Origin of the sequence: Spartinivicinus marinus (genome assembly GCF_026309355.1) — a bacterium.
Classification (GTDB): Bacteria; Pseudomonadota; Gammaproteobacteria; order Pseudomonadales; family Zooshikellaceae; genus Spartinivicinus; species Spartinivicinus marinus.
Map to the genome: position 1 here is coordinate 6,079,468 of NZ_JAPJZK010000001.1, position 25,574 is coordinate 6,105,041.

At 39.1% G+C, this 25,574-nt stretch carries 18 protein-coding genes; 6 read left to right on the forward strand and 12 right to left on the reverse strand.

Going from position 1 to position 25,574, the window contains the following annotated elements:
* Positions 1–430: 430 nt before the first annotated feature.
* From OQE68_RS26790 to OQE68_RS26805, 4 genes are all read right to left on the reverse strand, one after another.
* Entirely contained in the window at positions 431–1,681 is a 1,251-nt protein-coding gene (locus OQE68_RS26790) for an ABC transporter substrate-binding protein (protein ID WP_180569543.1), read from the reverse strand.
* Positions 1,682–2,024: 343 nt separating this feature from the next.
* Positions 2,025–3,185 (reverse strand): zinc-dependent metalloprotease family protein, encoded by a 1,161-nt coding sequence (locus OQE68_RS26795; protein WP_180569542.1) that lies wholly within the window; start codon positions 3,183–3,185, stop codon positions 2,025–2,027.
* A gap of 452 nt (positions 3,186–3,637) precedes the next feature.
* Positions 3,638–5,722 (reverse strand): hypothetical protein, encoded by a 2,085-nt coding sequence (locus OQE68_RS26800; protein WP_180569541.1) that lies wholly within the window; start codon positions 5,720–5,722, stop codon positions 3,638–3,640.
* A gap of 574 nt (positions 5,723–6,296) precedes the next feature.
* Positions 6,297–6,974 carry an outer membrane beta-barrel protein gene (locus OQE68_RS26805; protein WP_180569540.1) on the reverse strand — a complete coding sequence of 226 codons (678 nt, stop codon included), beginning with the start codon at positions 6,972–6,974 and terminating at the stop codon, positions 6,297–6,299.
* 224 nt (positions 6,975–7,198) lie between these two features.
* Between OQE68_RS26805 and OQE68_RS26810 the strand changes: the two genes are divergently transcribed.
* The gene (locus OQE68_RS26810; protein ID WP_180569539.1) at positions 7,199–7,537 is read left to right on the forward strand and encodes a hypothetical protein; all 339 of its coding nucleotides are present in this window, start codon (positions 7,199–7,201) and stop codon (positions 7,535–7,537) included.
* 424 nt (positions 7,538–7,961) lie between these two features.
* Entirely contained in the window at positions 7,962–8,717 is a 756-nt protein-coding gene (locus OQE68_RS26815; protein ID WP_180569538.1) for a substrate-binding periplasmic protein, read from the forward strand.
* A gap of 125 nt (positions 8,718–8,842) precedes the next feature.
* On the opposite strand, the gene OQE68_RS26820 is transcribed toward OQE68_RS26815, so the two are convergent.
* The 3 genes from OQE68_RS26820 to OQE68_RS26830 all read right to left on the reverse strand — a co-directional run bounded on the left by OQE68_RS26820 (position 8,843) and on the right by OQE68_RS26830 (position 12,721).
* Positions 8,843–10,492, reverse strand: a complete 1,650-nt coding sequence (locus tag OQE68_RS26820; RefSeq protein WP_180569537.1) for a zinc-dependent metalloprotease family protein — start codon at positions 10,490–10,492, stop codon at positions 8,843–8,845.
* 476 nt (positions 10,493–10,968) lie between these two features.
* Positions 10,969–11,712: an SDR family NAD(P)-dependent oxidoreductase gene (locus tag OQE68_RS26825; protein WP_180569536.1), complete on the reverse strand. Its 744-nt coding sequence runs from the start codon at positions 11,710–11,712 to the stop codon at positions 10,969–10,971.
* Positions 11,713–11,761: 49 nt separating this feature from the next.
* Complete coding sequence (locus OQE68_RS26830; RefSeq protein WP_180569535.1) at positions 11,762–12,721, reverse strand: AraC family transcriptional regulator; 960 nt, start codon at positions 12,719–12,721, stop codon at positions 11,762–11,764.
* 465 nt (positions 12,722–13,186) lie between these two features.
* Here OQE68_RS26830 and OQE68_RS26835 point away from each other — a divergent pair, with 465 nt between their 5' ends.
* Both OQE68_RS26835 and OQE68_RS26840 read left to right on the forward strand, forming a co-directional pair.
* Positions 13,187–13,762: a Crp/Fnr family transcriptional regulator gene (locus tag OQE68_RS26835; RefSeq protein ID WP_180569534.1), complete on the forward strand. Its 576-nt coding sequence runs from the start codon at positions 13,187–13,189 to the stop codon at positions 13,760–13,762.
* A 91-nt stretch (positions 13,763–13,853) separates the two neighbouring features.
* The gene (locus OQE68_RS26840; RefSeq protein ID WP_180569533.1) at positions 13,854–14,315 is read left to right on the forward strand and encodes a GNAT family N-acetyltransferase; all 462 of its coding nucleotides are present in this window, start codon (positions 13,854–13,856) and stop codon (positions 14,313–14,315) included.
* Positions 14,316–14,533: 218 nt separating this feature from the next.
* Here OQE68_RS26840 and OQE68_RS26845 read toward each other — a convergent pair whose 3' ends face one another.
* The 5 genes from OQE68_RS26845 to OQE68_RS26865 form a co-directional block, all read right to left on the reverse strand.
* Positions 14,534–14,977: a DUF2214 family protein gene (locus OQE68_RS26845; protein WP_180569532.1), complete on the reverse strand. Its 444-nt coding sequence runs from the start codon at positions 14,975–14,977 to the stop codon at positions 14,534–14,536.
* A gap of 400 nt (positions 14,978–15,377) precedes the next feature.
* The gene (locus OQE68_RS26850; protein WP_180569531.1) at positions 15,378–16,874 is read right to left on the reverse strand and encodes a C10 family peptidase; all 1,497 of its coding nucleotides are present in this window, start codon (positions 16,872–16,874) and stop codon (positions 15,378–15,380) included.
* Between the two features lie 183 nt (positions 16,875–17,057).
* Positions 17,058–17,642, reverse strand: coding sequence for a histidine phosphatase family protein (locus OQE68_RS26855; protein ID WP_180569530.1), 585 nt, complete (start codon positions 17,640–17,642; stop codon positions 17,058–17,060).
* Positions 17,643–17,685: 43 nt separating this feature from the next.
* Entirely contained in the window at positions 17,686–18,825 is a 1,140-nt protein-coding gene (locus OQE68_RS26860) for a glycosyltransferase family 4 protein (protein WP_180569529.1), read from the reverse strand.
* A 51-nt stretch (positions 18,826–18,876) separates the two neighbouring features.
* On the reverse strand, positions 18,877–20,196 hold the full coding sequence (locus OQE68_RS26865) for a glycosyltransferase family 4 protein (protein ID WP_219340087.1): 1,320 nt from the start codon (positions 20,194–20,196) through the stop codon (positions 18,877–18,879).
* Positions 20,197–20,500: 304 nt separating this feature from the next.
* Here OQE68_RS26865 and OQE68_RS26870 point away from each other — a divergent pair, with 304 nt between their 5' ends.
* Positions 20,501–23,098 (forward strand): ABC transporter ATP-binding protein/permease, encoded by a 2,598-nt coding sequence (locus OQE68_RS26870; protein WP_180569528.1) that lies wholly within the window; start codon positions 20,501–20,503, stop codon positions 23,096–23,098.
* A gap of 155 nt (positions 23,099–23,253) precedes the next feature.
* Positions 23,254–25,563: a hypothetical protein gene (locus tag OQE68_RS26875; protein ID WP_180569527.1), complete on the forward strand. Its 2,310-nt coding sequence runs from the start codon at positions 23,254–23,256 to the stop codon at positions 25,561–25,563.
* Positions 25,564–25,574 lie beyond the last annotated feature (11 nt).

Genomic DNA, 25,574 nt, shown 5'->3' on the forward strand with positions numbered 1-25,574 from the left:
TTTACCTTATGTATTTATTCTATACTCTGCGCGAATGATTTTTAGGCTTTTTACCATCGCTCCTCACCCCAGTCATTTAGTTTATCTAAACTCCTTGGGCTTCATCGCTCGGGGGCCTCGCCTAAATAATCCTTCGCTGTGAGTATATACCACTTTATTTTTACACCTAAAAATGATTCATGATGGGTATATATTTACTTTTACACTTATTTTCATGCTTATTTTTATAATTATTCGCACACCTATTTATATAAATAACACCTAATATAGTTCAGCTACGCATTTTTTTTACATTTTTATGAAACACAAATTCATTATGCCTAAATAATCAATTAGGAAATATCGCTATTTACCTCAAAACAGATAAATAGCTCACACTTAGTTTTCGAATATCACTTTTAAGGGTGGGAAGCAAGGCAATAAAGTCCCCCTACAAACTCACTTTAATAGCATTAGCTAATTGTTCAGCGGCTTGTTCAGGCGTGACTTTATCGTTACGGAAAAAGTGAGTGACTACCTCCGATATAGCTGCTTGCGTATATATCGATGTCGCCATGCCTATAGATATATTTGGCAACACGTTTTCATTACCAACGGTTTGAACCGCTTCTTTACTTGTTTTTGCACATATATCAAATGCATTCATACTCATATCTTGACGGGCAGGTATTGAGCCTTTATTGATATTAAATACTTGCTGAAAATTTTTATTTAACATTTGCTTTGCAAGAGCTATTTGTGCTTTTTTATTCTCTTGATCAACAATGTTAAACATAATAAAACTATCAACGACATAAGAATAAAGCTTATCGGTAGAAGGCACTGGCAAACATAAAATATCTCTACCTAATTGTTTATTGACCGCAGTAAATTCTCCTTTTGCCCAATCTCCCATTATTTGCATTGCCGCCTTCCCTTGAATCACCATATCAGTGGCTTTATCCCAATCTCGATTGGCAATATTAGGATCCATATACTGTTTTAGTTTCCTTAATGCAGCAAATACCTTTATTATTTTTTTACTGGAAAGACTCTCTTCCTCAAAATCAATAAATGCTTTTTTAAAAAAATGGGAATCAGTTATCCCTAGCAGTAACATTTCAAATAGTATTGAGTTTTGCCAAGGCTGATCACCATGAGCTAAAGGGATAATCCCAGCCTTTTTAAGCTTATCTGCTACCTGCCAGAATGCCTCTATTGTTGTCGGCGCCGCTACATTCGCTTGCTGCAAAAGCGCTGCATTCACCCATAACCAATTAATTCGATGGATATTCACTGGCACAGCGACATACTGACCATTATATTTCATTAATTCATTGACAAAGGTGGGTAGTATTTCTGGCCAGTTTTGCTCATCAGCAATCTGACCTAAATTAGCCAATAGGCCTAGTTTTCCCCACTCTTGCATATGCCCACCCTTACCATGAGCAGCCGTTGGTGGAGCACCCGATAATAACCTCGATCTCAGTACTGCCATTGCTTTGTCACCGCCACCACCTTCTACAGAAAAGTCTTTCCAGCTATGGCCCTGCTCTATTAGCAATAATTTCAGTGCGTTTAAAGCCCGTACTTCACCTGCAGAAGTCCACCAATGCAATACCTCCACTTCACCTGCAATGGTAGCGTGACTAAATACCATCATGAATAGGCCAATAACTGCTTTTTTGTAATGCTTTAACATACAAACATCCTACTCAACTACAATGGCAATACTCTCTAAAGTATAGGTACTTAAACAACATACTCAATATGCCCTTTCTCTAAAGCTGATAACAATCCAAGATTTTTGTGGTAGAAGCGCTTATTACCTAAGGGATGAATCACTCGTGAGGCATTAATAATGGGTATCGGCACCTCTAATAATTGTTTATAGCCTCTGCACAAGCTGACGGGGGTCTTGAACAATTATTAGAGGTGCCCTATAGATAGAAGGAAGGTTTTCAGTAATAAAGTGGGTTTTTGTTGAGAAACGGTTAACCCACTTTATTTTTTGGGAGTTTACATTTTCTGGCAGCTTATCTGATTTATTTGGTTATTTTAGCTTGCAATGTTACTCCACTGTATGAACTTACCGCATCAACCATAATGTGATAATACCTATTTTGTGGTAGGTTGCTTAAGCGGATTCTTTCATTATTACCAGAGGACACTGAGCGATAACCATAACGATTTCGCGATGGCCACCCTGGCAGGCGAATATATAAATCAGCATTACCTCTGCCACCAGACAATGATAGGTCTAGATGTTTAGCACCTTTAGGGAAATAAATAAAGTAATAACGTGACTTACCGCTACTTGCCAAATTTCGTTTAGGTACACAACTTAATAATTCATCTGAACGATAGCTGTATGATTTATTTTTTAAACAGTTGGTCGTCGGTGTCGTTGGGGTTTTTGGTGGTTGATTAGTGGGTGGTTTAGGCTGATTAGTGGGTGGCCGGGTAGTTACTTTCGTAGGCATGAAGTTAGCCATCTGTGTAGCCACTTTATTCATGTTCCGCACACTATCCGCATAGTTGTTAACACCACAGGTCATCCCCATGCAGTGACCACGCATATTAGGGTTAGAAAAATACTGTAAACCTTTTGCCCGGTAGAACCAGGGGTAAGCCATAACCGTGGCAAATTTATTATATTCAGCATGACCACGGGCCCAATACCAAATCCCCCCATTACTGCCCTGCCCCGCAGAATGGCCCAGCCCCATATTATGGCCTAATTCATGGGCAAAGGTACTATAAGTACAATCAGTAGCCACTACACTAAAACCATAACCCTTGGCACCACGATAAAAACGACCACTTCTTCCATCACCATTAGGTACCCAGGCAATTCCACATAAACCACCTGTTCTAGGGGCTAAGTAGCTAACAAGGTCAGCGCCGTAGCGCTCTCTTAATTGAGCAATTTGTCTGTCCCTAGAAACCTGATTGAGCGCATATTCACTCACAGTACCATAGCCTCTAATGGACTGAACATGAACTAAGTTTAAACGTATATTAACTCCGCTATTAGCGTATGCCTGGTTTGCCCAGGCAACCATTGAGGAAGCACGAGCTTTAACATCTCGACCTACGTTATAGGGGTGCACAACTAACACATCAATTGTTGCAGCGCACACACTCCCAGTTAATAACAAATAAAGCAGAGCCCCTTTTATTAAAGGTTGCCAACGGTATTTCACTTTAATTTACCCTTCTTCAAGAATGATGTGAAAAATTTAGAGGCTTAGGAAGATATCCAAAATAATGGGAACTTTTGGACATTCCTTGATACAGATAACCAATTGACATAATTAAACAAGCTTTCAGAGTTAACAGGAACTGCCTACTCTTAAAAGTTTGAAGCAAATACAAAAGAATTATCAGCCAGGTGTAATAATTTAATTATTATCACTAAGTAGTTGATTGATTATTTATAAATATATTGAATAGCAAACAGTTGCTTTATTAAACATGACAACCACTTTAATGGTAACCTCTAGCAATTATTTAACGAAAGATCATTTTTATTGGCTATCACTTTATTTTTGAACAATTTTTTATGAATATGAAAGGATAGATATTGAAAAGGCCCTTATACGGGCCTTTAGGTGAAAGGTTTCATAAATAGCAATTTTTATTTAAAACTTATTCACTAACTGATAATACCCACAAAATCGGCGCTATCAAAGTCAGGAATAAACTCTGAAAAATCACGGGTAACATTGTTGCCATGCAGGTAAGCCCTGGCGGGTACTTTCATATAAGCCCCGGTATCAATTTTAATAATATCCAATGACCAGGATGACTGTCGCCAGAATCCCCGAGATTTTCGCTGATCGACTAAATAGTAAAACTCGCCAGGATTAGCCTGGTTATTCAACTCAACAACCCGAGCTTCCATCTCCTTACGCTTTCGTTTGTGGGCTTCAGGTGGTGGCATATGCACCATATCGTAACCACCATCATCATATTCCCCATAGGCATGATGATGCTCAACTTTCTGCCCCATATCCAGCGCAACGGCATACTTCAGATACATATCTACAAAGGTGTTATGAAACCGTTGATAACTGGCCGATTCGCGCAGCCCTGCGCTATCACCAGTACTCATAAATTGATCAGCCTGTCTAACCAAGGCACTATCATCAACTTGTTTAACACCTGGCCTGTGTCGTGCAATCGTTAGATTAATGGTTGATGCCGTGCTGGTAGCGCTATCCAGCCCAGTTTTGACTGAGTCTACTAATGCATTACGTTTTTTACTGACTGCTTTCACTCCATCATTGAAGGCTTTTTGGGCGTCTCCTGCAATTTTCTGTAACCCCAGCGTTTTCTCCCGTTGCCTATCCAAGGCAATTAAATCAGGCCGATAACGGGCACTACCCGGCACTCTAGGCCGAGTATTTTTAATCGCCTCTGCCAGCTTGGTTTGGGCTTCATCAGCTGCTTTTTTAGCACTTTCCGCCCCTTCCTTTAATAGCTTGGTGTTTTTAGATGCCTTAAGCAAACCTGCCGCGCCTTTAAATAAGCTACGTGCTGCACCAGCAAAAGAAAAGCTCAAGGTTACAAAGCCTAACACCGTTTGCAGAGTATCGATCATTTGCTTTTTCGCTTCATGATCTTTGATTCGGCCAATCAGTTGGTCACCCGATTTAACAAGATCAGTTGCCTTATCAAAAAAATTATCAGCAGCGGCTTTAATTCTTGTCTCCATTGCTTGGAGTGCCGCTTCGCCGGTTTTACCATTAAACTCAAGTGCTGTTAATCCAGAGGCTAAATAGTCGTCAGATACGCCATAGTCCTTTGCTTGTTTTAATGCTTGTTGTAAATCACCATACGTCGATTGCAGCGCTGTGCCTAAAGTACTTAATTGTTGCATCCCCTCAAATAATTTTTGAGAGGCTACCGTTGAACTATCTGTAGGGAGTGGTTTCTTTAAATTTACCCCCTCTAACCCTCGCAGGTTATTGACTACATCAAATAGTCGCTCATTGACATTCATAATGGCTGACCGCCGAGCACTATCCACTCTGTTCAGTAGTTGACTTACCTTATAAGGGTCAGCCGTTCCTGCTAACAGTTGCTGTTCAAATTGCTGATTACGAGGGTCAGAAGCACTGCTTCCTAAATTACCAATTAAATTGCCATTGGTAATCGTTTTAAATAGCGCAATTTGCTCTGTCGAAAAATTAGCTTTTATCTGTAGCCCACTTCCATTATTTGTTATTGATACCGCAGGTGCATGACTTAATGTGTCTTGTATACCAGGCTTAAGTCCCTGCACTTGGGTATTACCTGCATTAGCAGTAAAACTAAAATCCGGTGCCTGATCATTATCGACTTTAATACTGTAATCGCCATTTTGATTAGGATTTACCCTAATATGGATGACACCATCAATATGGCCATCATCGCGGTCATGAACCACTCGGGTCCCATTACGATCACTGACCGTCAATTGAGCACCCCGTTCAATATTAGAACCAGACACAACCCCAGTTAATGTACGACTATCAGCTTCAGCAGCACGTTTTGTTCTAGCTGCTCTCGAATGTTCAGAGCCACTTTGCTGTTCATTTGACAGTGACCGAATGATATTAGGCACAACTGTTTTATTAATAACAGAGGAAAATGGTGGATTTTGATTACTCACCGAAGCACTGCCATGGGGTGATGCATATCGCACAGTCGGTTGAGTAGACGGACTAACGCCTGTATATTGGATTGAGTTAGCCATTATCATTACCTATTTGTTATAGTTATAGACTTCCAAAATGGCTATATAAGCAGCTTATAATTATTTAGCAGCTATTATTTATTTGATTATAATCATTTATTGACAGTTATACGTACTAAATATAAGTACAAGCTTTCTTATAAGAACTCTCATTCCTTGTGAGGTTTTTTAAAGTATATTAAAACGCTATGAGTGATTTATATTATTTTCACTTAAAACAAGTATGCAGGAAGTTACTATAAATCACTATCCTTCTATTAACTCAAAATAAGAAAGACATCACACAAAGTATGATGTTTTCACTTATTACAGTGGAAGACCAACGATAAGACACTATTGTCTAACGAGAATATCTTCTGCATAAACAGAACCAGTGCCAACAACGGTTAAAACAGTCAAAGCTGCAGCCACTTTCTTTTTCATTAGTGAATACTCAATACAACAGACGAAGGGGAACATCATAGTATAGTGGTTTAGTTGGATAGATAAAGACTATAAATTAAAGACCAATCACACAAACATTATTCAGTAATCTCTATGCCATCCTTGGCGTTAGTTATATGAACGCAATATACTAAAAATTATATTGAAAAGAGGCTGTTATAACATCAATATCAGTCTGTCCAAAATTTAGCTTTTTATCACCAACATCATTAATTCTTTCCCATTGCATCCCTACAGCCAAATTTTTTGAAATATTGTAGTTCGCTCCTAAACCATAAGAAGCACTCACTCCTTTTTCTTTCTTGTTTTCTTTATCAGATCTTATAGGATAATAATATTTAGTAGTTTCTTTTACTCTCCAGTTTTTAGCACCCAGACTCGCATATACATCAATGCGATTGTTTATTGGGTAAATTGCAATAGTTTTTATACCTAATGCATCAACTTTTGCAGACGATTCAACACCAAACTCACCAATACCTCCTGTTGGCCAGTTACGTTGCTCTCCTTCTAGGTCATCCATTTTCAAGTAATCAAGCTCTATAGCAAAATATTTATTAATTCGATAGCCACTAAACAACTTACCAACAGCATTCCTTTCCGTATGTTTATATGATTTAGTTTCTGATATTGATTGGTTATAATAATCTTCAATCCTACTATATGCATCTGAATATTGAGCAGCGCCAATACCTCCACCTAGGTAAAAACCACTTTTCTCATCAGCGAAGGGGTTAATACTATCACTAGCGACAACCGGGACTGAAACCACAGCAAAAACAGATACTGCAATAACTCTATTTTTCATTACTACTTTCCCACATAAAATTTTTATTTACAAATACCACCTACGCCCAACAATACAATACTGTCGGCAGTTATAAATTTACATAGCTCATAACAAGCTTAAACTGGCATAACACGACAAGTTTCTAGCCACAGATGACACAACATATTTAATTAACAAAAAACATTTAAGATATAACAAGACTCAATCCATAATAGCCATAACTTTACATATAGGACTCAACCATGAAAGCACTAAAATATTTATTAGCCATTTATTTATTCACATCTATTAATGTACAGGCTGACATTACATTTAAAGTTGACAGCCCCGACAAAGCAACACTAAAAATATCTACTAATAATTTAACGAATGCAAATATAGAACCCTCTAAAAACAGCACATTACTGTTGAATCTAAGCTTTGACTTGGCTTCCTCATTAAAAATTGGCGAGTTCACTGAGAAGCATATAGGAAATAAATTTAGCTTTTATGTTGATAACATGTTAGTTTCGACTACAACGCTACAGGGTACTATAGGGCCTGATAGCATAACCAGAAAAATTAAAAATCAACCAGCTTAACTATTAATAGGTGGCGTCAGCCGTTGTACATATCCTAGTACAGAAGATCTAATAGCGAAGAAGCCCTCCTTAAAATGCTTAAATTAAATCGTATTGATTTTATCATTATTAGTCAAGCAACTTATTACTACACTACAAATATCCACGGCTGAAATAAACAACTTCATGTTTCAAAAAAGCCTATTGACGCATTTACTCGTCACACTATGATGCCACATTCCCTTAAAAAGGTATTTGATGATATATCACCTTTTTTAGATAAGACAGCTGATGATAATGAATGGCAAAAAACATTAAAAAAAAATGGTTTTATATTGTCAGACCTTAATTTAAACATGAAAAATATTCACTATTTTAGTATAGCTGTAGAACAAATCACATTGTATTGCTATATTTAAACTTAGCATGCCTGAGGAGGAATAATTTGAAACTACTTATTACAATAGTAATCCTTTTATTTATTCCTTTTGGCTTTAGTGAAGATAAAATACGAATAGCCGCAGATGAGTGGCCTCCATACAGCTCTAAAAACCTAAAATTTGAAGGAGTGATGCATCGCATTATTACTGAGGCATTTTCTTTAAGCAATATAGAAGTTGAGTATGGCTACTTTACTGGCGCTAGAGCTCTTGATCTCGTCAAACGTGGCAGATGGGATGCAACAGGTGGCTGGACACCTAGCGACGAGAGAGCAAAATATTTTTACTTCTCAGATATTTTACTTGATGAAACAATAGTTTTCTTTCATTTAAAAAGTATCGATTTCGATTGGAAGCAATGGAATGATTTACAAAAAATTAGAATTGGGACAACTATTGGCTACTTTTATGGCAGCCGGTTTGAAGCCGCAAAAAAAAAGTTAAACCTTACAATTAACCAAACCCCTAAAGATGAATTAAATTTCAAGATGCTACTTAAACATAGAATTGAGCTGTTCCCTTCAAATTTAGATGTTGGCATTTACATACTTAAAACAAATTTTTCAACTGAACAGTTTGATCAGATCACCTATCACCCTAAACCTGTTGATCAAGGGCCATTAGTTCTTATGTTTTCGAAAAAAAGTGAAAAAAGTAAACAGCTATTAAATATTTTTAACTATGGCCTTCGCAAACTAAAAGAAGACGGAAAGTATGCAAAATTTTTAAAAGACTCTCGTGAGGGTAAGTACTTTAAATAAATATCATACTATATGTATGATATTTATTTAAAGTTTCAGCAGCTTCCAACATTGATTTATTTAAATTGATCCTGCATTACCCTAATACATGACATCCATGTCATAATGACTAACTGTATTTCCACCTAATCTTTGCGTTTAGTCAGTATATTGAGTGATTTTAAGGAAAAGCCAATGCCATCAGCTGCACCTGCAATAAGCAATCTAACATTTGATAACTGACTAGGCAACTTAATATCACCAGTTAATGTTGTCCACTTTAATTGATCAACTGTTTTATAATCGATCAGTATCCAATCTTGTGTACCCTGTGCTGTTTCATAATACAACCAAAGAGCGGCAATACCTTGATCTCCCCCCTGCACTTCAGCAGAAAAACGGTATGTTTCGTTTTGTTGCAGAGAGCAGGTTAAATCCAAGCCAATAGCAGGAATTGTATTGTTAGTTGTTGTAACCGTTAACAGACGCTTGTTCGCACCTAAGTCAACAATTGTCAGTAACTCAGAATCTTGCCAAGGATAAAAGCCCTTGGTATTGTTTGGATCATCTGGACTCCATAATGGAGTTTTATCAAAGTCTATTGAGTAAGCATGAATGAGGCTAAACTCATTAAGTTGCATACCTTTTAACTTGACTGCTTTTGGATTTGTATTAGACAGCTCAGTACTAGCGTCTGCACTTGGACAAAATCCAGTAAGCTGTTTAGCTGCTTGGTTAATCGCCTGCAGGTTGTTGGAATCTGGTTCACCCATCGAATCAACTTGCTCAAGATTTTTAACTAAATTAGCTTTATCAATTCTAAAAATAGGAACGGTATAATCAACTGATTTAGATGTAGAAAAATAAGGCAGCCAGTTTTGGTTCTCAGCATCATAATTGTGTGTATACCCCATAATAGTGGTAAACCGATCATCAACTCCATACCCAAAGCTATAATCATACAATCCACCACTAATCTGTTTAAAGTCATCAAATGTTGGATCATTGACTATCATAGTTCCTTTAGGAGGTAGTTTATTATTATTTTTTACATATTCATCCTTTTTTACAACAGCCAAGACTTCCTTTATGTAACTCTTTAACTCATTATCTTTAATTAGCTCATTGAAGTCTTGACGTTCTGTTTTATGGTCATGGTTTAATCCCATTAAATGCCCCAACTCGTGAGCTGCAACTAACTCCACCTCATCAAATAGTGTTTCATGCTGTTGCCGTGAAAATGTATCACATGTTTCCTTGTCGATAGAAACCACTGCATATGCTTGATCCCTATCTTGCAAGGAAAAGCGCCCTTTTTGCACTAAACTACCACTTGTCGAGGCAACTCCACAGGTACCATCATAAATTTGCTTAGGCACTGAGGTTAATATCAGAACAAAGTCAGCGCCATACTGTGCTCGAAGATCTCGTATCTGTCGATTGGCTGCTGTGATTGAAACAGAGTGATTACCTACCGTAATTGTATCCAGCCTGTTGATATCTGATTCTTTCGTCAAAGCCGAGTAAACAAGATTCAGCTGCACATTAACCGAGTTATTTTTGTACAATTTATTTAACTGCTTCACCAAGTCTGAAACACGCTTATCAATTCCAGTCCCTTGACCATAAGATTGCTCAGTTAATTCAGCACCATCTGTATATAAAACCATTAGATCAATAGAATTAAGCTGATTTTTTGGTGTTGCCAATGCGCCTGTTGAAAATAAACCACTGACTACCGATAAACATAGATATTTATTTAATTTTTTAAGCGCGAACAGCCTTACATGAGACATAAAAAACTACACCTTATTCTTGAAAAGTTATAAAAAATTGTACTATTTCAGGGCCTTGATTTCAGGTTGTTTGGATTCGAAATACATCTATTAAAAGAATCTACATGCTTTAGCGATGACTAATAATCTAGAGGATTATTATACTATACCCAATGCGAAGAGTTTTTAGATGGGCCCATCGGATGACAAAGCCTAGAAATGATTCGAGACTGGTATATAATGTTGGCCTTCTCATGACGGAGTATTTCATAGTATTTAATTTATATAAATAAGTATTTCTCACTATCATGCCACCCCACACTATTTGTCTATACCATTTACATCTAGTATATGTAGTGCTTTACTGAAAATACAAGAAATGGAGCATATTAAAATACTTCAAGTCAACTGTTTAAAGCTTCGTTTACCAAACTTAGCTCAATTCCTTGTAAACTCCAGGTTTCAATCTTTGCGTTCGAGCGCTACATATTAAAAAATCATTGTATTTCAGTCAGCCCCCCATCAACGACTATATTAGTGCCAGTCATATATGATGCTTCATCAGAAGCTAGAAACGATACGACATTAGCAACCTCTTGTGATGTGCCTATACGCTTTAAAGGAATAGATTTTTCAGCATTTTCACGAATATCTTTACCAAATACCCCCATTTTTACATGAATAGGAGTATCAATTAACCCAGGAGAAATAGCGTTAACACGAATATTACTACCTGCCAGTTCGGCGGCTAGAGACCTTGTTAAAGCACAAACGGCGCCTTTTGAAGCAGAGTAAGCATGTAAGCGTTGAAAGCCAGTTAAGCCTGAAATTGATCCATTGATAACGATTGAGGCGCCCGATTTTAAATAGGGCATTGCTGTTTGAATGACAGAAACAACCCCTTTAACATTGACATCAAATATTTCATCATAATGGTTTCCATCTGCCGTTGGAAAATCAGTAAACTCACCTAAACCCGCATTGGCAAAAACAATATCAATCCTGCCAAATTGGGCGACAACTTGATTGACCACATTCTGTACATCATTTACTTGTGTAATGTCACCTTGAATGGCAAGTATGTCTTCTCCTAACTCTTTTGCTGCAGAGTCTAGCAGCTGTTTATTTCTAGCAGAAATCACGACTGAAGCGCCTTCCTCATGAAATTTTCTTGCAGTAGCAAAGCCAATCCCTGAATTTCCTCCAGTAATTATTGCAACCTTTCCATTTAATCTACCCATACCCTATCTCTCCAGTATCATCTCAATTAATAACTATTAGAGGAGTCCATTACCATTTTTGGTAAGCTCTATAAAAAGAATTTACACTATCAAAACCCAATAAATAAGCCACTTCACTTTTTTGTAGTTTTTTATGCTTCATATAGTATGAAGCTAATTCTTTGCGCACATCAATAAGTAAATTATTAAAGGTATTCCCTTCTTCTTTTAACTTTCGTTGCAAACTACGAGGGCTCATTGCAAGCTCACCTGCCACTCGTTCTAGACTTGGTTTTTGCCCTGTAATAATATTGACTAATACTTGTTTTACCTGCTGAGATATAGAAACCTGACCACTTTGGATATCCAGTTTTTTTATCAAGGGGTCGTCTAATAAATCAAGTAGACCTTGATTAGCGGTTAAAAATGGTTTTTGGTAGGTTTCCTCATCAATGACTAATACATTATTCTTAGCTTTTAACTTAACCTTACAGCCTACTTTGTTCCTATACCCTGCAGGAAGAGCGTCTCTAGTAAGTTCTATTCTCACTGGTTGCACTTTTTTTTGGGTACCCAAACGCCCTAAACGAAGAACAAAAGCCATTTCTGCATCTGCAAGTATTGTTGGCTCAATACCATACTGAATAGGCCATTGATGATAAATTAAAACCTCCTTGTTTTTTTGAATAATTTCTATATTGGCTGGATAGAGTAATTGCTTATATCGAGCAAATCTTGATAACGCATCTTGATAGCTATTACTAGCCAGAGCTGCTAAAAAAACAGGATCAAAAGTTTCTGGCTTAATTTCCATACCAATTTCTAAGCCAATCAATGGGTTTTCAGAAACGCTTTCTAAGACTCTCCAAAACTGAAAGTACTCATCTACAGAGAGGAAAAATTCATCCCGGAAGTTGACTTGCTGATCGTAATTTATCGCCTGTAACAAGTTATCGAAGTTAATACCTTTGCTGTGGAATAATGTACTGAGCATTGCAGGCAAACGACAACTGACCTTAAATTGGCTCATACTACATCTCCTTACAACAAATAGCACTACAGTATTAAGTGCAAGCTAATATAACTTTTCACTCAAAGTGATACACTAGCAAATCATGACATAACTTCTACAAAAAACGTCAACAAGCAGTCTCTATACTAAGTGTAATGCAATATAAGAAGCCAAACAGGTAGAAAACCTACCTGCTTAGTCATCAGCAGCAAAATAAGCACTAGCTGCTAAACGAACATGCTCAGGCTGTTTAGGTTTATCAGTTATTAATAGTGTTAGCTGCAAAGAGCGAACTAGACAGGCCTGTTGATTGAGCCAGTGATATTATGTATAAGTTATTTACTGTCCCCCTTGATTGGCGAGGGGACACGTTTGGACTAAATGTATGATAAAACACAAGTTTGAGCCGCCATCCAGGGTATTTTTGATGTCTAATGTGATGATTGCGGCTTGGTATCTCATAATATTTAAGGCTGCCAACAAATGTCAGCAAGACTTATAAACATACTCAATCAACTAACGCCTGCCCCAGAGCAGGGACTAGACGTACTAATTAGTCGTAGTAAACATCTTCAGGTTGAAGCGAATCAAGTATTAATTAGTTGCAATTCAAAACCGCAGTATTTATATGCTATTGAACAGGGTTTATTGAGAGCTGTTTTTGTTACCCAAGATGGAAAAGAATATAGCAAAGAGTTTTATTGGGAAAACGACATTATTTTTGTTATGCGTTATTTGATGACCAAAAAGCCTCTGCCTTATTCCATAGAGACCATTGAGCCTTGCACCCTGTATCAAATGCCTATCGATATTTATCAAAAACTCATTGATAGCAAAGCGGTATGGTTACGCTATCACCAAAAGCATATTGAACACCAGTTGTTGTCTAAAGAAATCAAAGAAGAACTTTTGTTACTACACTCTAATGAACAAAAAGTGGAGAAAGTCTATGAGCTGTTTCCTCATTTTGTATGTCGCGTTCCTGCTACACTCATTGCTTCTTATCTAGGGCTAAGCCCGGTGAGTGTTAGCCGAATAAAAAAACGCTTAGGCTTATGACTAGAGCGTGTTGACCCAATGATTAACAATTGTTAATGATCGCATAATGGAAATATCGTAAAGTACCCAAAACCTTGTTCCAGGATAGATTATGAATTGGTATTTAAAATCATTTAACGAGCTCAATATCGATGAACTCTACCAAATTCTTAAACTAAGAATCGATATTTTTGTCGTTGAGCAAGCGTCTATCTACAGCGACTTGGATAACAAAGACCGTCAAGAGGGTATATTGCATTTGTTTGCTGAAGAACAGGGACAAATTAAAGCTTATTTACGCTTATTACCACCAGAAGTCAGTTATCCTGCTATGTCATCTCTTGGCCGCGTTGTGATTCATCCGGATGCTCGTGGCATGGGTTTAGGTCATGAGTTGCTTAAACGTGCCTTAGCAGTCATTGATGAACAGTGGCCAAATAATACTTGTCACATATCGGCACAAACCCATTTACAAAGCTTTTATAATCAGCATGACTACTACGCTGTTGGTGAAGGTTACTTGGAAGATGGCATTCCCCATATCGGTATGGAACGAGCCGCTGCAAAAGGTTAATTCATCAGTGAACCACTCAAGCCTTCTAATTATTTATGCGTTTTTAGCATTAATCATCGGCAATTTATTTGCGGTCTTTGTCGATATCCTGCCTATCGTATGGCAAAGTTGGTATGAGCATAAATGCCATCAAGTCAATAGTAATAACCCAAACCTGGGTTTGAGCAAATATCAGCCATAATCAAATCAAAGAAATAGGCTAAACTATTCCAAAATAGTTAATCTGATATACCAAAGCCATTGGCCATCATCACACCAAGTAGTGGCAAAATAATAATTCCCAACAATTCTAACCGAATAATCATTTTAATTGCTTTAGGAGTCTCTACCATATCCGTTAGCTCACCGGCTTTTCTGGTTTTAATAAAATATATTGTCGGATAGATAGATAACAAAGCGACTAAAATAAATCCCGTAGTTTTTAAATGAAACATCCAGTTAGCTAAATAATACTCTGTTGGTTTACCTACCCACAACATCATTACTAAACCTGACAACAAAACAATAAGCGCAGACACACCAAAAACTGCATCAACTTTTGCTAGTCTTTTAACTTCCGCTCGTGGCATTCGATCAGATAGTAGTAAATGTTCAGCGACACAGGTAGAAAACAACAACAAGATTGCTAGCAAATGAATATACTTCGTTAGTATGTAGTCCATTATCACTCCAGGCTAATTATACCCTTCGCGAATGCTTTTTAGGGTGTGTTGTCACCTCACCCCAATCACCTATTACTTATAGGCTCATGAGGCTTCGTTGCTCGACAGCCGCTCCTAAAAAACCCTACGCTTTGGGTATATTTCTTGAGGGTACCTCTAATAAGCTGTACAGAATATCAATTGGCAGTTAAATATGCTACTCAGGACAACACTTCATACAATTTTGGTCTTATAGAGGAATGATAACAATAACGCCAAAGCTGCTAACTTGGATATTTCGTCAGGTATCAACAATGCTGGGCATTTTGGTTATACCCTTCGCATTGGGTATAAATAAACAGTTTACTTCAGTTTCTAACAAGCCCTGGTGGCTCCAAGGCTTAAGGAAAGTGGAAAGTGGCTATTGAACCCTATAACTAGCAGCCCAACCTTTTTTGGTCACCACTTCATCACTGGTAAAGTGAATCAACATACTGCCACTGGTAGCTGTTATAACGGGAGGAATACTACTACCTGAATATTGACCAATTAAAGGGGAGCTCGTTGTTGTTCCATCATACACTTTCACAAGGTCGTAGGAGCGTTCTGTCGCAAACTCATTGAAACTTAACCTGATATCACCTGGTTGAGTGGGTTGGATAACAAATTGACAGTCACTTTTTACTGGATAATTCCAGCTACCACTACCATCAGTTATAGTACCTTGGTTGTCTGTTAGATATTGAGTTCCCTGACAAAAAGGAATATTAGCTAATGATGGTTTAGGGGCAGCCCTGACAAAAGCCATGCGCTGATTAAAATTATAGTTAGTTCTAGGGTTAGGTTGGTTAAGTAAAAAATAGCCATTCATACTTCCTCCCCACCCCCAGTTCATATGAAAATAATCATTACCATCATACCCATCAACAACCCATGCATGACCCGCCCCTTGATCGCTCAACCCAGTTAAGATAACCACCCGCTCAGCCTTTAACTCATCAAGAATTAATTGTTGCCACTCAGCTTCAGCGTAGTTTGATACATACTCAAAACCATTAGTCACATAACCAAAGTGCTTTTCCAGCGCGTTAGGGATATAGCGCATACCAGCAAGTGATACTTTATTTCCATATAAAGTGCGCACAGCGGCCCCTGCATGAAACAATAATTTTGCTACCTCATCATTTTCCTCAGTTAAACTATTAACCATACTCTCCCAATGATAAGTCGTTGAAGCAAAGTCCACCGTAATTTCATCCTGATCTGGGTAGCTATAAGTGTGGCTTCCAGTACCCACTGTCGGATACTCATGGTATTTTAAAAACTGCCCTAGAGCAGTGGCTACACACCCTGTTAAATAGTCATTGGGTACCCAATCATTGTAAAAGCCATTTTGTGACCAAGCCGTTGTGGTTAAAGGTGCAATAGCTGTCTCAGCATCCCGTTCTTCTCGATAGATACTTCTTGCAACTCGGTTTCGAGAACCTAACCGCTCAGCTGACTTAATAGCTTCTTGTCGCTCACTATCTCTAACTTGTAATTGAAGGGCATATTGTTCAAGCCAACGATTAAAAGCCACATTATTTTGATCAAAACTTATACTACCACCATCGTCTTTACCATAAGCAATCACAGGCTTTTGTTTATCAGTCGCCGCAACGATCACAAAGCCTTTATGATTCAGCTGAACGAGATAAAATAAACTGTCCCCTGAGTCATTATTTTTAATTTTAATATCCGTAATTTCTAGTTTTGCTTGATCATTATTTTTTAATACTTTACTACGATAAGCTTGCAACGCTATGCGTTTAGCACTGTCTATCGACAAGGTATCAGCTGAAGCGCCAACAGAAGCAGATAAACCAAATAATAAATTGGCACAACAAAATAATGGCACGATCGATTTTATATTTTTCATTATTTATAAGTATTCCATTAACAATAAGAATTACATGACGACAATAATTGTACATGTTTTGTAGTATATTGAGGAGGGTTAAAGAAGTTTATACACTATTTTTGACAGTACAACAGTACTAAACAATGAGTCAACCTAATAAAAACGCTCTCGGGCTTAAACAAGTAAAAAAAATAATAATGACTAACCCTGTTTGCATAAAGGAATATTAGCTTCCATTAAATGCAACTGACGACCGTCCCAATGAAAATGATGAATACATTGCCAGTTTAATTTAACGGGTGGTTTAGTGGTCATATCCCACTGACAGGCCGCAGCCAATGCCGTACGAATAACGCCTTTATGGGTGACAATGCCAATTGGCTCGCCCTTATCAGAAAACTGCTGTAACCAACCTAGCAACCGTTGTTGTACGTTTTTCGGTGACTCTCCTTTAGGGCACTGTAAATGAATCCCTTTGGGCTCTTCTATCGTCAATCGAGGATCAGTTTGCCTTAGCTCTGCTAAGCTTTTGCCCTCCCATTCTCCCCAGTCCATTTCAGTCAGTGATTCTGCTATCTCTCCTGTTAAGCCTAAATTAGCTAACGTCTGTTTAGCCCGCTGTAAAGGACTAACATACCAATGACTAATTTGTAAGTTAGGCGGTACTTGCAGGGTTTTTAGTGCTGCCATACTGGCCTTGGTTAAGGGTATATCACACCGCCCTTGAATTAAACCTTGCTGGTTCCAGGCTGTTGGCCAGTGGCGTAACAAGTAGACTGACTGCATGGCTGGTTTATACTCTTCGTCAATATTTTATAGCATCGTTTTTTTATTTGTTTATTAATGAGCTAAAATGATTTTTCAACCAAATACTGGTACTTTGAAGCGAGTGATATTGTGCCACATGTTGTACACCTCGTTGGCCTAATTGCTCGCGAGCGGTTTTATCTAGCAGTAACTGTCGAATAGCATTGGCAAAATCGCTGGGCGGTTCAGTCGCTAATAAAACACCAGCGGGATGCTTTTGATCAAACAAACTGGCCACTCCTACTTCTGCACCTGCTACACTAGGCAAGCCGGCAGCTTGTGCTTCTAAAAACACCATACCTAATGCTTCATTAATCGCAGGCCAAATCAATAGATCAGCGGCCGTTAACCAGCTTGTGACCTCTTGTTCAGCTAAACCACCGACCCAACGAGTCCGTTCCGTTAAACCACCGAAATAGCCTTGTATTTCCGTGCGAACTTTACCATCCCCCACCACAACCCAGTGCCAATCCAAGTCAGTTAACTGGGGTAAAATCTGACTGAGATATTGATAAGACTGCTGCTTATCTCGGGGGCGTAGCATGGCTACAGTTAACAACCAGTTACTGGTAACCGGTAGTTGCCATTGTTTCGACAACTGCTGTCTTAGTTGGCTTTTATTTTCATTAATAACTACAGGGTTAATAAAAGGTTTAATCAGGTGTATTCGATCATTATCCCCCAATACCTGTTGTAAGCCTGGAATATCACCTGGGTTGAGGGATAAAATACTACTGGCCTGTTGGATCGCCTGTACAGAAGCCGCTAAACCTGGTGCCCAAGGACCATATTGTTGCTTAGCAGCGTAGGAAGCTTCCACTAATACATAAGGGATATTAAGCGCTTGACTGACCATAGGGCCAATGTAATCAGGTGCTTTATGATAAAGGTGGTATGTCAACCATAAGACAGGTTGCTGACTAGGGGGGAGCTGTTGCCAGCGTTGAATTAACCGATGGGCTTTACGCTCACCCACTTTGGCCAGTCGTTGCTGGCGTGTAATATCACCACGATCATAGCTTCGTAAGCTATCAGCCCACACGGGCTTAAATCCCGCTTTTTCACAGGCCAACCAAAATAGCTGGGCAATCCGTTGCTCCCCAGAAGGCACTGTATGAAAAGGGGATTTTAAAGGCGCATAAAAGGCAATGGTTTGCTTCATTAATATGATAGCCTGTTACTCTATATCAGATCTATATATCAGACATTAAGGTTATTTTCCCCTCTTTTCGACACCTATCTGTTCAGAGGAAGCTAGGCCAAACTGCTGGGCTAAACGCTCAATAGTTGTATTTAATGAAAACTCTGTGGTTACACGCTGCTGACCGGCAGCCGCCAACTGATGGCGAAACTCACTATCACTGATCAGCTTAGCAATAGCATGAGTCAAAGCAGTGACATCATCCTGAGGCACTAATAAGCCTGTTTTCTCATCAATAATCAGTTCTGGAATACCGGAAATATTCGAAGCAATACAGGCGACCCCTTGGCTTTGTGCTTCCATTAACACATTAGGCAGGCCATCCCGATCTCCATCCTCGGTTATTTTTGAAGCCAAAACAAAAATAGCCGATTGCCGGTATTGGGCCAACACCTCCGCTTGAGGTTGTGCCCCTAACCACACCACTTGATTAGCAATACCTAACCTGATGGCTTGTTGTTTTAAACCGGCTAGTAATGGGCCACCGCCAATATGGACAAACCGCCAATTTAATTCATTGGGTAACTGAGCCAATGCCTGTAACAACACATCATAGCCTTTCTTAGCTACTGCACGCCCTACTGAAATTAATTGCACCACTGGTGAGTTTGTTTCTTCATTTGTTTCATTACTGAACTTGTCGTCTACTGAAACGACACTATCACTGATGTTAGAAGGCGCACTGATGTTAGAGGGCGTCTTAGCGTTAAACCGGTTAAAGTCTAGCCCATGGTAAACCAACATCACTTTTTCTGGGGTCGCTGAAAGCGACTGTAAATACTGTTGGTTTGCCTGGGTACAGGTTGCCAGCCAGGTCAGCTCATTTAACTTTTCAGCTAGTTCCCATTGAGGGGTAGTCCAAATATCTTTTGCATGAGCAGAACACGACCAGGGTAGCCCAGTTAACAAGCTGGTATAGCGAGTAACAGAACCTGGTGTATGAATAAAGTGCGCATATAACCACTGGGTTGCAGCAGGTAGCTCGACAGCTAATACCAACGCTTGCCCCAATCGACGGAGCCGATTACGGGTACGATCTCGTTTAAAATCCTGCCACCAAACCGCTAACAGCCGCCAAAAAGTGCTTTTAGGGATAACCTTCACTAAGGCCTTTATTACCCGCCAAGGCTCTTGGTGTAAATATTCAGGCAAGTAATTTACTGGGGCTTTAATTTCTTGGTGAATAGGGTGAACATGTGAGTCGGTGGGATGTCGTAATGAAACAAGCTGAATCTGTAAACCCCGCTGTTCCAATGCTTTGATTTCTTGTGCAATAAACGTTTCTGATAAACGAGGATAACCTTTTAAAACAAGTGCGACTTTTGTTATCAAGTTGTTGCCCCAATTTCAAGACGAGTTAAAACTACTTTCATATACCCTTCGCCAATCACTTTTACACTTCAGGTACCGATAACATGCAACGCAGAATGATTACGACTTTCTTTATAGAGTCAAACTTTATAGAGTCAAAGCGAAGAGTATACACGAAAGCATGTATTATTTATGAAGCATTCAAAACATTGTAACATGCTAACTTGCTTTCCACTAAGGCAGTCAGCAGTTCACTTTTTTGCTAGTCTAAAAGCGGGTTCAGGCTATCCTCAAACAGGCCATCCAACGACATTTAGTGAGGCTAATGGAATCATCAATCTATCGTTTTATTCTGAAGTACACCCTCAAAGACCAGGTATTGATCCTCTTTTTAACCGTCTTCTCATTCCCTTTGGTGTACGCCACTTTAGAAGTACCTAAACATATTATCAATGATGCCTTAAATAAGGAAAACGTACCTGAAGCGGTTTGGGGCTACCCGGTTGACCAAATTGATTACTTGTTAGTTCTCTGCTTTATCTTTCTAGGCCTGGTGGTGATTAATGGTGTCCTCAAATACCTATTAAACGTCTACCGTGGTGTGGTGGGTGAGCGAATGTTGAAAAAGCTTCGCTTTGAACTTTATAGCCGCATTCTACGTTTTCCTATCCCCCACTTTAAAAAAGTATCACAAGGGGAAATCATTCCCATCATTACGGCTGAAACAGAACCATTAGGTGGCTTTATTGGCGAGGCTTTTGCTTTGCCTGCCTTTCAAGGTGGATTACTACTGACTTATTTGTTTTTTATTTATAACCAGGACGTGATTTTAGGTATCGCAGCAACTGCCTTATATCCATTGCAGTTATACATCATTCCCAAGCTCCAACGGATCGTAAACCAATTGGGCAAGCAGCGAGTGTTAGCGGCCCGCCGGTTGGGTGATAAAATTGGGGATAGTATTGGCGGTATTAAAGAGATTCATAGCTTTGGTACCTTTCAATTTGAACGCTCAAAAATCTCAGATCGTCTTCAGCACATCTTTGAAATTCGCTATAAAATATACAAACTGAAGTTTTTTATAAAGTTTTTAAACAACTTCCTGGGTAAAGTCACACCTTTCTTTTTCTATTCAGTGGGCGGTTATTATGTCATCAAAGGTGAACTCTCACTAGGGGCATTAATTGCTGCCCTGGCAGCCTATCAGGACTTAGATGCCCCTTGGAAGGAATTATTAAAATACTATCAGACCAAAGAAGATATTCGCATAAAATACGAGCAGATTGTTTATCAGTTTCACCCTGAAAATTTGCTTCCCAGCCATATCCAGGATGGACCTGCCACGCCACTTAAATTACAAGGCCAACACCTAACCATGGAGCACCTATATTATGGTGAGCATGAAAACGTTAACACGATAGATGATCTCAACCTGACCCTGCCACTTAACCAACATACAGCAATTGTCGGTAATGATAACAGTGGTAAAAATGAACTGGTGCTATTGTTAGCCCGTTTATTAATACCCCATAATGGCCGAATTAACCTGGCAGCTGAAAACTTACAAACATTAACCAGCGCTACATTAAGCCAGCATATCTGCTACCTGGATAATTCCCCTCACTTTTTTTCAGGCACCATTCGACAAAACTTGTTGTATGGCTTAAACACCCAGCCCCCAGCCACTATGAATCAAGTGCCTTCATTACAAATAGAGGACCCCACATTTGTAGACAGTTGGTTTCAGCCCAGCCAACTGGGTTTTGATAGTGACCAGGCTGTTGATCACTTTTTGATAAATACCCTGAGCACACTCAAGCTTGAAGATGATATTTATCATTATGGTTTGCAAGGCTATTTAAATCCTGCCACGGATCAAGCCCTGATGAAGCAGGTGATTGAATTAAGACGAGCATTTAGAGAAGCAGTGCAAACCTCTGACATGACTGATATTGTTGAGTTCTTTGATTGGGGTAAATACAACAACAACTTAACGGTTGCTGAAAATATCTTGTTCGGCTCTAGCCGTGAGATGATGTTAGACCTAAATATGTTGCATAAAAACCCCTTAATCCATCAGTTACTGGATGATGAAGGCCTGATGGATACGACTCTTGCAGTAGGCTACGAGGTAGCCGGCATGATGCTGGAGTTATTTGCCGATGTTGAGCCTGGCAGTGATCTGTTTGAACGCTTCAGTTTTATTCAAGCTGAAGAAATTAGTGATTATAAAGCACTGTTAGCCAAAGCCAACAAAAAACAACTTTACAAACTCCCCCGCCAACAAATTGAAATGCTGCTTTCACTGGTCTTTCAGCTCACCCCTGCCCGCCACCGGTTAGGGTTGTTATCCGATGAAATATGCAACAAACTGCTAAATGTGCGTAAACAGCTGGCCAAGGCATTAAAAGTCCGTCACACCACCATTATTTTTTATGACTCGGAAGAATACAACGAAGCCCTAAGCATTCAAGAAAATATTTTATTTGGTAAAGCGGTTTATGGCCAGGCACGAGCCCAAGCAAAAATAACGGCTTGCATTGACAAACTGATTGCATCACATGATTTAATTCGACCGATCATGAGCTATGGCTTAGATTATGAGGTAGGCACTGCAGGTACACGTTTATCCTTAGCAATGCGACAAAAACTAGCATTAGCTAGAGCACTATTGAAAAAGCCCGATTTATTAATCATTAACCAGGCAACCAGTGTATTAGACTTAGCCACCGAAAGTGAAATAATAAGCCAAGTAAAACAGGAAATGGCCAATCAAGGAATCATTTGGGTATTAAACCGCGCTGAACAAGCAATTCATTTTGATCAGACTCTGGTTGTTGACAAAGGGCAAATTATTGAGCAAGGACACTATCAAAAGCTTATTGAAATGGATAATACCCTTGCTGGACTGATTCGTCATTAATAAAACCACCATAAAATTGCAACAATAATTTATTTTGTGCTCACTACGAAAACAGTCGACCCTTACTAAGGGTTGGCTGTATATTTATATGTACATATAAATGTAACGCTTACCATACCCATAACAAATAATATAATTATAAAAGTTTTTAAGTGATGAAATACTACGGATGGTTACTTAACTCACTCCCCTTAGCCTGCTTGTGCAGTTTATTAGTTAATGGTTTAACCATTCTCTTTACAGTTGTTTCTGACAACGCCTATGCAGCTGCCCCCTTAAAACCAATCAGTGAAGTATTATTTATTCGCTCCGAACGGGTAACTGACACCGATTATATAAGCTTTGGCCATATTTTTAAGCCTGGTGATGTAGGCAGGCTTGATCAAGTCTATGTACAGGTCAATAATCAATTACTGACCAGTCAATTGGATCAAAAAGCCTTTCATTCTGATGGTAGCCTACGCCATGGCATTATTTCGGTAAAACTACCCTTCAACAATCAACAGCAATTACCTGCGGTGTTAGTGAGTTCTCCAACCCTTATTAATTCTCGTCAACGCTCTCCCTTACCACATCAATTAACCAGTGATGCCAGTATTCAGCTTATAGGAGACAACTTGAATGTATCGATTCCAATCACACAGATTTTTAGTCAAGGAGAGTTGCTTCGTCGTTGGTTAGCAGGCCCCCTGGTTATGGAGTGGCATTATCGACTTCCAATCATCGTGAATGGATCACCACACCCTCATTTAAATGCTTATTTTCAATTACGGGTTTATCAACAGTTTAAAAAAGTCGTGTTAGGCATTACCTTAGAAAATAATTGGGCTTACCAGCCCAACCCTAAAAACCTTCAATATCAAGTATCAATTAAAAATAAAAATAAAACGCTATTTCAACAAACCGTCAATCACAACCATCATGCTCGCTGGCATAAAAAAGTTATTCTAGTTGGTGGTGAAGACTCTCATCTGGTTTTTAACCCCAACTACTTGATGAACAGCAAAGCCATACCTTTATATGACCCAACAATCACTGTCAGTGAGACACTGCTGCAACGATTCTATAAGCAATATCAAAATAATCAGCAATTAATGCAAAGTGGTGTAGCAGAACCCTATATGGGGCTTGGTGGTGGACGCCCAGATATTGGCCCATTACCGGGTTGGGCAACAGCTTATTTATTAAGCATGGATAAACGTGCAAAAGTGACCACCGATGGTACAGCTTATTTAGCAGGCAGCTGGCCTATCCACTATCGAGACAAACGAACCGGTTTGCCTTTACGGATTGATGACTGGCCCTATGCAGGCCTTTATGGCACCCCTGGCGACTTTACCAACCCAAATACAAATAAAAGTGAAGCATTTCCTGTCTGTCATCAGTGCGACACCCCGTTACATCCAGACTCCGCCCACCAGCCTGGGTTTAGCTACCTATCTTATTTAACTTCGGGGGACTATTTTTTCTTAGAAGAACTACAATTCTGGGCAACCTATAATTTATTAAATACTAACCCCCACTATCGTCGCCTTGAACAAGGTATTTTTCGTGAAACCCAAGTACGAGCAGAAGCCTGGTCATTAAGGACGCTGGCCCAAGTCGCTTACATCACACCAGACAGTCATGCATTAAAAGCATATTTTAACCAGCTTCTGCACAATAATTTAACCTATTTATACAACCTTTATGTTGCAAAACAGGAATCTGACCGAGATAGCAGCAAAATTATTAGTCATCTTGGTTATATTCCCGCAGAACTCATTGATCGGTTTGGAGTGCGCACAGGTTATTATGCACTGGTTTATAAAGGACGTACTGGCCTTTCAACCTGGATGGATGACTTCCATACCTGGGCAGTAGGTTATTTAAAAGAATTAGGGTTTCAGCAGGCCGCACCTATTTTAAATCAACGTAGCCGATTTAGCTTACAACGGATGCTAAACCCTAATTACTGCTGGCTATTTGCAGCATTAGCCAATGGCCTGAAATTAATGGACCCTGTCAATACAGGAGGCCCAATCATTAAATATCAAGTATACAACAACTATCATGAGGCCTTTTTCAATACAACTCAAATTGATCTCAATCAAACTGCATGTGATTCACCCGCCATGGTCCCTTTGGCTAACGCATTTAATGAAAACGTAGAAAAACAAAAAGAAAACTTAACGTTTGGCCAAATGCTCGGCTATAGCTATTCCACAGAAGGCTTTCCTTCCAATTTACAAATTGCTTTGGCTGTAGCCGCTGAATCTGACAATGCGGGCGCCTTTACTGCTTGGCAACGGTTTCAACAACGGTCTGTTAAACCCAATTACAACCTTGGCCCGCAATTTGCCCTCGTCCCTCGTAGCCACTATACCCCAGCTGACGACTACTATTTAAAGTTAACTGGCAACTTTAGTGTTGAAACGCCCAGCTCAGCATTAATTGTGGAACTACCCCCTAATACGGGACCATAGTTAAATAAATT

Coding starts and splice junctions, on each gene's coding strand:
- OQE68_RS26850 (WP_180569531.1), bottom strand. CDS start 16,874: ATGAAAAATATAAAATCGATCGTGCCATTATTTTGTTGTGCCAATTTA.
- OQE68_RS26860 (WP_180569529.1), bottom strand. CDS start 18,825: ATGAAGCAAACCATTGCCTTTTATGCGCCTTTAAAATCCCCTTTTCAT.
- OQE68_RS26790 (WP_180569543.1), bottom strand. CDS start 1,681: ATGTTAAAGCATTACAAAAAAGCAGTTATTGGCCTATTCATGATGGTA.
- OQE68_RS26800 (WP_180569541.1), bottom strand. CDS start 5,722: ATGGCTAACTCAATCCAATATACAGGCGTTAGTCCGTCTACTCAACCG.
- OQE68_RS26820 (WP_180569537.1), bottom strand. CDS start 10,492: ATGTCTCATGTAAGGCTGTTCGCGCTTAAAAAATTAAATAAATATCTA.
- OQE68_RS26855 (WP_180569530.1), bottom strand. CDS start 17,642: ATGCAGTCAGTCTACTTGTTACGCCACTGGCCAACAGCCTGGAACCAG.
- OQE68_RS26835 (WP_180569534.1), top strand. CDS start 13,187: ATGTCAGCAAGACTTATAAACATACTCAATCAACTAACGCCTGCCCCA.
- OQE68_RS26870 (WP_180569528.1), top strand. CDS start 20,501: ATGGAATCATCAATCTATCGTTTTATTCTGAAGTACACCCTCAAAGAC.
- OQE68_RS26840 (WP_180569533.1), top strand. CDS start 13,854: ATGAATTGGTATTTAAAATCATTTAACGAGCTCAATATCGATGAACTC.
- OQE68_RS26845 (WP_180569532.1), bottom strand. CDS start 14,977: ATGGACTACATACTAACGAAGTATATTCATTTGCTAGCAATCTTGTTG.
- OQE68_RS26805 (WP_180569540.1), bottom strand. CDS start 6,974: ATGAAAAATAGAGTTATTGCAGTATCTGTTTTTGCTGTGGTTTCAGTC.
- OQE68_RS26825 (WP_180569536.1), bottom strand. CDS start 11,712: ATGGGTAGATTAAATGGAAAGGTTGCAATAATTACTGGAGGAAATTCA.
- OQE68_RS26810 (WP_180569539.1), top strand. CDS start 7,199: ATGAAAGCACTAAAATATTTATTAGCCATTTATTTATTCACATCTATT.
- OQE68_RS26875 (WP_180569527.1), top strand. CDS start 23,254: ATGAAATACTACGGATGGTTACTTAACTCACTCCCCTTAGCCTGCTTG.
- OQE68_RS26830 (WP_180569535.1), bottom strand. CDS start 12,721: ATGAGCCAATTTAAGGTCAGTTGTCGTTTGCCTGCAATGCTCAGTACA.